Genomic DNA, 10,156 nt, shown 5'->3' on the forward strand with positions numbered 1-10,156 from the left:
GGGCGGGACAGGCCCGCCCGGCCCGCCCGCCCGACGCGCTCAGGCCGCCACCACGTCGTAGCCGACGCGCGGGAAGTGGACGTGCACCACGCCCACGCGCGCCTCCTCGTGGCGGATCACCACCGTCTCGGCGTCCGCCGCGACCAGGATGCCGTGCACCGGGTCGCGCGCGTAATCGTCGGCGCGGACGGCGACGCGCTGCCCGTGCTTCAGCCCGCCGGGATCGCCGTCGGCCGGGGCGCGCGCCGGCCCCGGATGCGCATGACGCGCGATGTCCAGCGCGGCCTGCGCCTCCATCTTGTGGCGCCGTCCGTGGCCGAGCGCGGCGACGCGCTCCGTCCAGTCGCGCAGCGGCGCGAGCGGCAGCATCGCCTCGGCCTCCGCGCCGCCGTTCTGCCGGATGAACCACAGGATGTGATAGGTCGACAGATCGGCCGCGGACGGCGCGTCGCCGAAGATAAACGCGCGGCCGTGCAGCATCTCGGCCAGCCACGCGATCGCCGCATGCAGACGCTGACGGTTCACCGGCAACGCCGCGACCGACGCCGCGCGCGTGAAGTCGTGGCCCATCAGCGCCCTGCGTTCCTCGATGAACTCCGGCGGGATCTGATCGCCCATGACGCTCGTCGCAAGCTGCGCGCCGGGGAAGAAGGTCAGCCGGTTCCACCAGTCGCCGACCGCCGAGGCCATGCCGATCTGGCCCCACGGATAGAGCGTCGGCTTCGGATGGCGCCGCTCGATCTCGCGCAGGATCAGGCGCGTGTCGCAGTACACGTCGGCGCCGACCTGCAGCACCGGCGCGCGGCGATAGCCGGCGGTCAGCGGCACCAGATCGGGCTTGGGCGCCATCGGCGGCGTCTCCACCGACTGCCAGTCGAGGTCCTTGAGGCCGAAGGCGAGGCGGATCGCCTCGCTGTACGGCGAGAAATCGTAGTGATGCAGGATCAGCTGGTCCATTGTGTCCTCCCTTGGTCCTGTTCAGGCCAGGCACGTCTCCAGCATCGTCTGCGCCTGCCGCACCGTCATCTTGCGCGCCGACGGACAGGCGATGACGGTCCGGTCCCCGACCGTCGTGTGATCGAACGTCGCCGCCGCGATGCCGGCATACAGGCCCGGCACCGCGCGCTCGGCCATCTCGCGCACGCGCCCGGGCGGCACCTGATCGGGCGTGAAGCGGTCGGGGAAGCCGATATCGGCATACAGCGCGCGGATATTCGCGGCACAGGCGGCGATCGTCTCGTCGCGCGTCAGGCCGGCCGGATCGACCTCCAGCGCCTCGGCGAGCGGGCGCACCTTGTCGGGCAGCACCGCGAGGTTGAACGCGATCACCTGCGGCAGCAGCACGCCCACGCCGATCGGGTGCGGCAGATCGAGATGCCCCTCCATCGGCAGCGACAGCGCATGCCCGTGCCCGAGCCGCGCGTTGCCGCAGGCGACGTTGGCCATGCAGGACGCGACAAGATTGTCCTGCCGCGCCCGCTCGTCGTCGGAATTGATCGACGCGCGCAGCGAGCGGTACTGCAGCCGCACCGCCTCCAGCGCCACCGCGTCCGTCAGCGCGGAGCCGATGGCGCTGACATACGCCTCCACCCCGTGCGTCAGCGCATCGACCGCCGGCAGCGCCGCGACATGCATCGGCAGCGACCGCAGCGTGACGGCGTCCAGGATGGCGGCGTCCGGGAAGCTCAGCGGTCCGCCGCCCAGCAGCTTCAGATGCCGCTCCTCGTCCTTGACGATGGTCCACTGGCTGACCTCGGAGCCCGACCCGGCGGTGGTCGGCACCATGATCATCGGCAGCGCCCGGCGGTCGAACCGGCCGACTCCGGTGCAGTCGCGCATCGGCTTGTGGTTCGTCGCCACGATGGCGGTGCCCTTGCCGGTGCACATCACGGAGCCGCCGCCGATGCACACCACGCCGTCGATGCCCTCGCGCCGCACCCGCTCGCCCTGCGCGTCGATATGCGAACAGCGGGCGTCGATGCCGCATTCGTCGAAGCGCGCGACGGCCATCCCCGCCTCGGCCAGCGCCGCCAGCGCGTCGGCGTGGAACGGCTGCGCGGAGATCACGGGGTCGGAGACGACCAGCACGCGCGTCATCTTCAGCTCGCGCGCCAGCATGCCCACGGTCGCGAGCGCGCCCGCGCCGGCGACGATGCGCGTCGGCATGTAGAACGTGGTGATCATGGGCCCTCCTCCCGCAGTTCAGCGCCCCGCGGTCGTTCGCCGCCGCCGGGACAGCCCTCCATAGCGCATTTCCAGCCCGGCTTCCCGCGCAGCCGCCCCCGCCACGGGATAACGGCGGCGCCTATGCGGGCCGCGCCGTCCCCAGGCGGCGGAACGCCCCCGGCGTCATCCCGGTCGCGCGGCGGAAGCTGCTCGACAGATGCGCCTGCGACGAGAACCCGCAGGCCAGCGCCGTCTCCGCGAGCGACCGGTCGCCGCGCCCGATCATCTCCCGCGCCCGCGCCAGCCGCCGGTCGGCGACATAGCGGTGCAGCGGACAGCCGGTCGCCGCCTTGAACGACCGCGCGAGATGGAACGGGCTGAGGCAGGCCTCGCGCGCGATCTCCTCCAGCCGCAGCTTCTGATCGAGCCGGGCGTCGATAAACGCCAGCACCCGCGCCAGCCGCCGCGCGTCCAGCGCGCCGCGCGTCGACGGCAGCGCCGGCCCGCCCCCCGGCAGCGTCGCATACCGCCGGGCGATATGGATGCCGAGGGCGGCGGACAGCGTGTCCGTCAGCAGCCCGTCCGCATCGCGCGGCACCGCCAGTTCCGACGATACGGCGCGCCCGATCGTCTCGATCAGCGGATCGCGGAACCCGCCCTCGTAGCGCAGCCGCACGCGGGCGGGATCGATGTCGAGATCGGCGAGCAGCGTGGTGCCGAGCGACGGCGCCGGCAGATACAGATGGATGCTCTCCACGATCGGGCCGTAGAGGCGGATCATGTCCTCGGCGATGCCGGCGGGGCACAGCCATACCGTGCCGGGTGCCGCCTGATGGTCCTGCAACCGGCCGTCGCCGCGCCGTCGCACGCGCAGCCGCCCCTCCAGCAGCACCACGATCTCGGTATCGCGCGGCCGCACCTCGCCCAGATCGCCGCCCGCATGCGTCCAGCGTTCCGCCAGCAGCGAACGCCATGGGCGCCCGGCGCTCGTCTCCAGACGGGTGCCGGTCGTGTATTTCGCCAATCCGTGTCCGCGCGGGGGCGCCAACGCTGGGGAAAGCTCCGTCGTTATATTCAATCGGCTATTTCGTTTCCCTTGCAAGCGTAGAGGAAGCGCTCCCGGCGGTGTCAACAAAGACCGCGCCGCGCGGCGCGTTCGGCGCGCGGCACAGCAAGATTCTGAAAGCCGCCGCCGCCCGCGCCGCTGCTACCCTGCCACCTCACGTCTTTACGCAGCACGGAGCGACGGACATGGCTGATCGCAAGGTCTTCGGCGCCTGCCCCCATGACTGCCCCGACACGTGCGCGATGATCACCACCGTGCGCGACGGCCGGGCGGTCGAGGTGCGCGGCAATCCCGACCACCCCTTCACCCGCGGCGGCCTGTGCGTGAAGGTCAACGACTACCAGAACCGCGTCTACAGCCCCGACCGTGTGCTGCATCCGCTCCGCCGCGTCGGGGCGAAGGGCGAAGGACGGTTCGAGCGCATCACCTGGGACGCGGCGCTCGACGAAATCCGCTCACGCTGGACGGCGATCATCGAACGCAGCGGCCCGGCGGCGATCCTGCCCTACAGCTATCTCGGGACCGAGGGCACGCTCAACGGCCTCAGTGTCGGCGACGCGTTCTTCAACCGCCTCGGCGCCACCGTGTCGGAGCGGACGTTCTGCGATGCCGGCGCCATCACCGCCTTCTTCATGTCGTGCGGTCCCACCGCCGCGATCGACCCGGAGAGCTTCGTCCACTCGCGCTACATCATCCTCTGGGCGATCAACCCGATCAGCACCAACCTGCACCACTGGCCCTTCATCAAGGAGGCGCAGACGCGCGGGGCGAAGATCGTGGTCATCGACCCGTTCGAGACGCGCTCGGCCAAACAGGCCGACTGGCACATCCGCATCCGCCCCGGCACCGACGGCGCCCTCGCCCTCGGCATGATGCACGTCATCATCGCCGAGGACCTCGTCGATCACGCCTATGTCGCCGACCACACCATCGGCTACGACGAGCTGAAGGAACGCGTCGCCGGCTTCCCGCCGGAGCGCGTGGCGGCGATCACCGGCGTATCGGCGGAGGATATCCGCACCCTCGCGCGCGAGTATGCCACGACGCAGCCCTCGGTCATCCGCATGGGGGTGGCGATCGAGCGCAACGCCAACGGCGGCAACGCGGTGCGCGCCCTGTCCTGCCTGCCCGCGCTGGTCGGCGCGTGGCGCCATTGCGGCGGCGGCATCATGCACATGCCGATCTGGGCGTTTCCGGTCAAATGGGACGCGATCAGCCGCCCCGACTTCATCCCGCCCGGCACGCCGGTCATCAACCAATGGCGCCTCGGCCCGGCGCTGACCGGCGAGATGCCGCTGAAGACGCCGATCGAAAGCCTGTTCGTGTTCAACTCCAACCCGATGGTCGTCGCCCCCGAACAGGCGAAGATCGAGCGCGGCCTGGCGCGCGAGGATCTGTTCACCGTCGTCAGCGAACACTTCATCACGGACACCGCCCGCTATGCGGACATCGTGCTGCCGGCGACGACGCAGCTCGAACAATGGGACGTGATGTTCTCCTGGGGGCATCTCTACCTCACCCTCAACATGCCGGCGATCGAGCCGCTCGGCGAGGCGGTGCCCAACACCGAGCTTTTCCGCCGTCTCGCGCGCATCATGGGGTTTGACGATCTGTTCTTCTACCGCACCGACATGGAGATGATGCAGGACGCGCTCGACTGGTCGAACCCGGTGCTGGAAGGGATCGACCTCGACCTGCTCCAGCGCACCGGCTACGCGCGGCTGAATGTCGGCACGCCGGAGAGCTACGTGCCGCACCGCGAGGGCAACTTCCCGACGCCGTCGGGCAAGTGCGAGTTCAAATCCTCGTTGACGGCGCTCGGCAACATGGTGCTGCCGCTGTTCCGCCAGGGCTACACCGAAGGCCAGCCCGGCGAGGCGCTGGACCCGCTGCCCAACTACGTCGACGACGCGGCGCCGCCGGCGCCCGCGGACTATCCGCTCGGCATGATCTCACCGAAAAGCCACGCCTTCCTCAACTCGTCCTACGGCAACCTGCCGACGCAGCTGCACCACGCCGGCACGCAGCGCGTCTTCATCAACCCCGCCGACGCCGCCGCGCGCGGCGTCGCGGCCGGCGACACGGTGCGCGTGTTCAACCAGCACGGCGCGTTCGAGGCGGTGGCCGAGGTGACGGAGGCGGCGATGGCTGGCGTCATCGCGGCACCCATGGGCTACTGGCCCGGCGCGACCCGCACCGGCCGCACGGTCAACGCCATCAACTCCCCGGCCTATGGCGATTACGGCCACAACCCGACCTTCTCCGACACCCGCATCGAGGTCGCGAAAGTGGCTGCGACCCCGGCTGCCGGCGCGACCGTACACAGCGCGGTCCCGGCGTGACGCTGCGGGGGCGTCCGGCGCTGGACACGGCGCGTGCCTACGGCGACGCACCAAAGACGGTCAGTCCGGCACGCCCGCCAGCCGGGGTTTGCGAAACCCGAGCGCTGCCCAGGTCGTGAGAAGGTTGAACAGAAACCTCACCGGGCGGCTGCGATAGCGCGGCACGCCGTCGTCCGGGAACACGGTGCCGTCCGGCGCGTCCTCCGTCATCACCCGCATCGACGGCGCGGGCGCGTCCGCGACGCGGCCGCGATAGACCGACACCCAGAAGCCCTTGGTGAAGTCACCGAACATCGGCGTCTGACAGCACGCGGCGACCATCCGCCGCGACGGCGCGTCGGGCGCCAGGCGATGCGCCGACAGGCGTGCGCCGCCGGCCACGCAGCGCAGCCGGTCCTTGCGCCACAGCACCACCGCCGTCCCCCCGGCGGCATCGACGATAGGCGCCACGGGCGATCGGGCGTCGAACGCCCGTCCGGCGGTGCGGCAGCTCGTGCAATGACACACCACCGTCATCATCGGCGGTCCGCCGGCCTCCAGACGGACCTCGCCGCACGCGCAGGCGATGACCGTCATCGCCCGCCCGGCGGACCCCGGATGCGATGCCTCGCCTACCCCACGCCCCACGTCTTGACGCTGAAATTGTGGTGCGCCTCGACATAGCGGACGGTGCCGCTCTTGCTGCGCATCACCATCGAATGCGTGACCGCGCCGGCGGTAAAGCGGCGCACGCCGCGCAGCATCGGGCCGCCGGTCACGCCGGTCGCGGCGAACATCACGTCCCCGCGGGCGAGGTCGGTGATACCGAGCTTGCGCGCCGGATCGCCCTCGGACATCGCGCGGGCCCGGGCGATCTGCTCCTCGTTCTCGAACTGCAGCCGCGCCTGCATCTGCCCGCCGAGACAGCGCAGCGCCGCCGCCGCCAGCACGCCCTCGGGCGCGCCGCCGATGCCCACGAAGATGTCCACCCCCGATTCCGGCAGCCCCGTCGCGATCGCCGCCGCCACGTCGCCGTCGGAGATCAGCATGATGCGCGCCCCGGCCTCGCGCGCATGGGCGACCATCTCCGCGTGGCGGGGACGCTCCAGCGTGCACAGCACGAGGTCGCTCACGTCGCGGCCGCGCGCCCGCGCGAGGTTGCGCAGGTTCTCGCCCACCGGCGCGTCGATATCGACGACGCCGTCCGGCAGCCCGCCGCCCACCGCGATCTTGTCCATGTAGATGTCGGGCGCGTGCAGGAAATTGCCCGCCTCGGCCAGCGCGAGGACCGCGAGCGCGTTCGGCCCGCCCTTGGCGGTCAGCGTCGTGCCCTCCAGCGGATCGACGGCGATGTCCATGCGCGGCCCGCCGATGCCGACGCGCTCGCCGATATACAGCATCGGCGCCTCGTCCATCTCGCCCTCGCCGATCACCACGGTGCCGTCGATCGGGATGTAGTCGAACGCGCGGCGCATCGCCTCGACCGCCGCGCCGTCGGCCTCGTTTTTGCGGCCGCGCCCCATCCAGCGCGACGCGGCCAGCGCCGCCGCCTCCGTCACGCGCACGAGTTCGAGCGCCAGGTTCCGGTCGGACACCTCGCCGCGTTCGGTCATCCCGCCGGACATGCGTTCCACTCCTGGTTTTTCAGCCGGGTTCAATGCGTATCATCGCCGGCGGCTCCACCACCGTCGGCAGTGCCGCGATGCGCGACAGCGCGGACTGCATCGCCGCCTCGCCCGTCTCGTGCGTCGTCAGCACCACCGGCACCGCCTCGCCGGGGCTGCGGCCGCGTTGCAGCATCGATTCGAGCGACACGCCCTGATCGCGCAGGATCGCCGTCACGTCGGCGATCACGCCGGGCCGGTCCAGCACCATCAGCCGCAGGTAATACGGTCCCGTATGCGCCGCCATCGGCACCGACGGCGCCGCCTCCAGCGCCGACGCGGCAGCACCCCAGACAGGCGTGCGCCGGTCGCGCGCGATGTCGATCAGGTCGGCGACCACGGCGGACGCGGTCGGCCCCGCCCCCGCGCCGCGCCCCTCCAGCATCACGCGCCCGACGAAATCGCCCTCGATCACCACGGCGTTGAACACGCCGTCCACCCGCGCGATCGGCGACGCCTCCGGCACCATGCAGGGATGCACCCGCGCCTCGATCCCGCGCGGCCCGCGGCTCGCGATGCCCAGCAGCTTGATGCGCAGGCCGAGTTCGCGGGCAAAGGCGATGTCGATGGCGCTCACCTGCCGGATGCCCTCGACATGCAGCGCGCTGAAATCGACCGGCCGGCCGAATGCCAGCGCCGCGAGGATGGCGAGCTTGTGCGCCGCGTCGACGCCGTCGATGTCGAACGACGGATCAGCCTCGGCGTAGCCCAGCGCCTGCGCGTCCGCCAGCACCTCGTCGAAGCCGCGCCCCTGCTCGCGCATCACCGTCAGGATGTAGTTGCAGGTGCCGTTGAGGATGCCGGCGATGCGGCCGATGCGGTTGGCGGCCAGCCCCTCGCGCAGCGTCTTGATCACCGGGATGCCGCCCGCCACCGCCGCCTCGAACGCGAGGGTCACGCCCCGCGCCTCGGCCGCCGCCGCGATGGCGGCGCCGTGGATCGCGATCAGCGCCTTGTTCGCCGTCACCACCGGGCGGCCGGCGCCGATCGACGCCTCCACCAGCGCGCGTGCCGGCCCCTCGGCGCCGCCGATCAGCTCCGCCACCGCATCGACATCCGGGTCGGCGGCCAGCGCCACCGGGTCGTCATGCCAGCGCAGACCCGTCAACGGTACGCCGCGCTCGCGCGTGCGGTCGCGGGCGGCGACCGCCACCGGCACGATCGGCCGGCCGGCGCGCGCGGCAATCAGGTCGGCATTGTCGCGCAGCACGCGCAGCACGCCCGCGCCGACCGTGCCGAGGCCGGCGATTCCAACCTTGAGGGGCGCGCTCATCCGGCGGCCGACAGCACGGGCTCGGCGGGCCCCGCATTATCCTGCGCGAGGAAGCCGCGGATGCTCCGCACCGCCTGACGCAGCCGGTGCGTGTTCTCCACCAGCGCGATGCGCACATGCCCGTCGCCGTATTCGCCGAAGCCGATGCCGGGCGCCACCGCGACGCGCGCGCGCGCCAGCAGCAGCTTGGAAAACGCGACGCTGCCCATGTCGGCGAAACGCGGCGGGATCGGCGCCCAGGCGAACATCGACGCCTGCGGCACCGGCACGTCCCACCCCGCCTGCGCCAGCCCCTTCAGCAGCACGTCGCGGCGCTCCTTGTACAGCGCCCGCATCTCCGCCACGCAGTCCTGCGGCCCGTTCAGCGCCGCCGTCGCCGCGACCTGGATCGGCGTGAACGCGCCGTAGTCCAGATAGCTCTTCATGCGCGCCAGCGCGGAAATCAGCCGCGGGTTGCCGGCGGCGAAACCGACGCGCCATCCCGGCATCGAATAGGTTTTGGACAGCGACGTGAACTCCACCGCGATGTCCTTGGCCCCCGGCACCTGCAGGATCGACGGCGGCACCTCGTCGCCGAAATAGATCTCGGCATAGGCGAGGTCGCTCATCACCCAGATGTCGTGGCGACGGGCGAAGGCGACGATCTCGCGGTAGAAATCCAGCGTCGCCAGCTCCGCCGTCGGGTTGGACGGGTAATTGACGATCAGCGCCGTGGGCTTCGGCACCGAATGGCGCACCGCGCGGTCGAGCGCGCGCAGCATCTCCTCGTCCGGGCTCGCCGGCACGCTGCGCACCGCGGCCCCCGCGATGATGAAGCCGAACTGATGGATCGGGTACGACGGGTTCGGCACCAGGATCGTGTCGCCCGGGCTTGTGATCGCGGCGGCGAGGTTGGCCAGCCCCTCCTTCGACCCGAGGGTGGAGATCACCTCGGTCTCCGGGTCGAGATCGACGTCGAAACGACGGCGGTAATAGTTGGCGAGGGCGCGGCGCAGGCCGGGGATGCCCTTGCTCGTCGAATACCGGTGCGTGCGTGGATCGGCTACCGCCTCGACCAGCTTCGCCACGATATGCGGCGGCGTCGCGCTGTCCGGGTTGCCCATGCCGAGGTCGATGATGTCCTCGCCCTGGGCGCGGGCGCGCGCCTTCGCGGTGTTCACCTCGGCGAACACATAGGGAGGCAGGCGGCGGATGCGGTGGAACTCTTCGGGCATCGGTACGCTCGTTCATGGCGGCGGGTCACGACGACCGCCGCGGGATCACCCCGGTTGCGTGAGCCAGTCGGTCCGGCGGCCAGCCCGCCGGCCGGTCAGTTTATCAGACGCAGCGCCGCGCCGCGACCGGCGGCTTCGGCCTCGACCTCCATCGACGCGGCCGGCACGCCGGCGGCGGCCAGCACCGCCGCGATCGCCTGTGCCCGCGACAGGCCGAGGCGCAGCCCATAGGACTGCGCCAGCGTGTCGGTGCCCGCCGCCTCGCCGTAACCCACGATGATCACCTGCGAGGTGCCGCGCTTGCCCGCGATCGCCTTCAGCGGGCCGCGATAGGCGGACGGCACCTCCGACGAGCCGGGGGCGAAGGCGATGGCGATCGGCTCGCCGAGCTTCGGCGCCGCCTTCGCGACCTTCGGCGGCGCCTTGGGCGGCGGGGCGGGCGTGGGCGACGC

General features: G+C 71.6%; 9 protein-coding genes. 1 reads left to right on the top strand and 8 read right to left on the bottom strand.

Annotated elements, in window-relative coordinates:
• Positions 1 to 39: 39 nt before the first annotated feature.
• The 3 genes from B8460_RS10390 to B8460_RS10400 form a co-directional block, all read right to left on the bottom strand.
• Positions 40 to 957: a glutathione S-transferase family protein gene (locus tag B8460_RS10390; protein ID WP_048861530.1), complete on the bottom strand. Its 918-nt coding sequence runs from the start codon at positions 955 to 957 to the stop codon at positions 40 to 42.
• 21 nt (positions 958 to 978) lie between these two features.
• On the bottom strand, positions 979 to 2,184 hold the full coding sequence (locus B8460_RS10395; protein ID WP_048861531.1) for an iron-containing alcohol dehydrogenase: 1,206 nt from the start codon (positions 2,182 to 2,184) through the stop codon (positions 979 to 981).
• Between the two features lie 121 nt (positions 2,185 to 2,305).
• A complete protein-coding gene (locus tag B8460_RS10400) occupies positions 2,306 to 3,190 on the bottom strand; it encodes a helix-turn-helix domain-containing protein (RefSeq protein ID WP_048861532.1) in 885 nt (294 codons plus the stop codon).
• A gap of 227 nt (positions 3,191 to 3,417) precedes the next feature.
• Here B8460_RS10400 and B8460_RS10405 point away from each other — a divergent pair, with 227 nt between their 5' ends.
• Positions 3,418 to 5,574 (top strand): molybdopterin-dependent oxidoreductase, encoded by a 2,157-nt coding sequence (locus B8460_RS10405; RefSeq protein WP_048861533.1) that lies wholly within the window; start codon positions 3,418 to 3,420, stop codon positions 5,572 to 5,574.
• Positions 5,575 to 5,634: 60 nt separating this feature from the next.
• Here the strand turns inward: B8460_RS10405 and B8460_RS10410 are convergent, their stop codons facing one another.
• The 5 genes from B8460_RS10410 to B8460_RS10430 form a co-directional block, all read right to left on the bottom strand.
• A complete protein-coding gene (locus tag B8460_RS10410; RefSeq protein WP_048861534.1) occupies positions 5,635 to 6,150 on the bottom strand; it encodes a GFA family protein in 516 nt (171 codons plus the stop codon).
• A 35-nt stretch (positions 6,151 to 6,185) separates the two neighbouring features.
• On the bottom strand, positions 6,186 to 7,178 hold the full coding sequence (gene glpX, locus B8460_RS10415; protein ID WP_048861538.1) for a class II fructose-bisphosphatase: 993 nt from the start codon (positions 7,176 to 7,178) through the stop codon (positions 6,186 to 6,188).
• A gap of 19 nt (positions 7,179 to 7,197) precedes the next feature.
• Positions 7,198 to 8,490, bottom strand: coding sequence for a homoserine dehydrogenase (locus B8460_RS10420; protein WP_048861535.1), 1,293 nt, complete (start codon positions 8,488 to 8,490; stop codon positions 7,198 to 7,200).
• A complete protein-coding gene (locus B8460_RS10425; protein ID WP_048861536.1) occupies positions 8,487 to 9,704 on the bottom strand; it encodes an LL-diaminopimelate aminotransferase in 1,218 nt (405 codons plus the stop codon). Before B8460_RS10425 ends, B8460_RS10420 begins: the two co-directional genes overlap by 4 nt.
• Positions 9,705 to 9,799: 95 nt before the next feature.
• Positions 9,800 to 10,156 (bottom strand): OmpA family protein (locus B8460_RS10430; RefSeq protein WP_048861537.1); only part of this gene is annotated, 357 nt, incomplete at its 5' end.

This window comes from Acidisphaera rubrifaciens HS-AP3, from assembly GCF_000964365.1.
GTDB classification, from domain to species: Bacteria; Pseudomonadota; Alphaproteobacteria; order Acetobacterales; family Acetobacteraceae; genus Acidisphaera; species Acidisphaera rubrifaciens.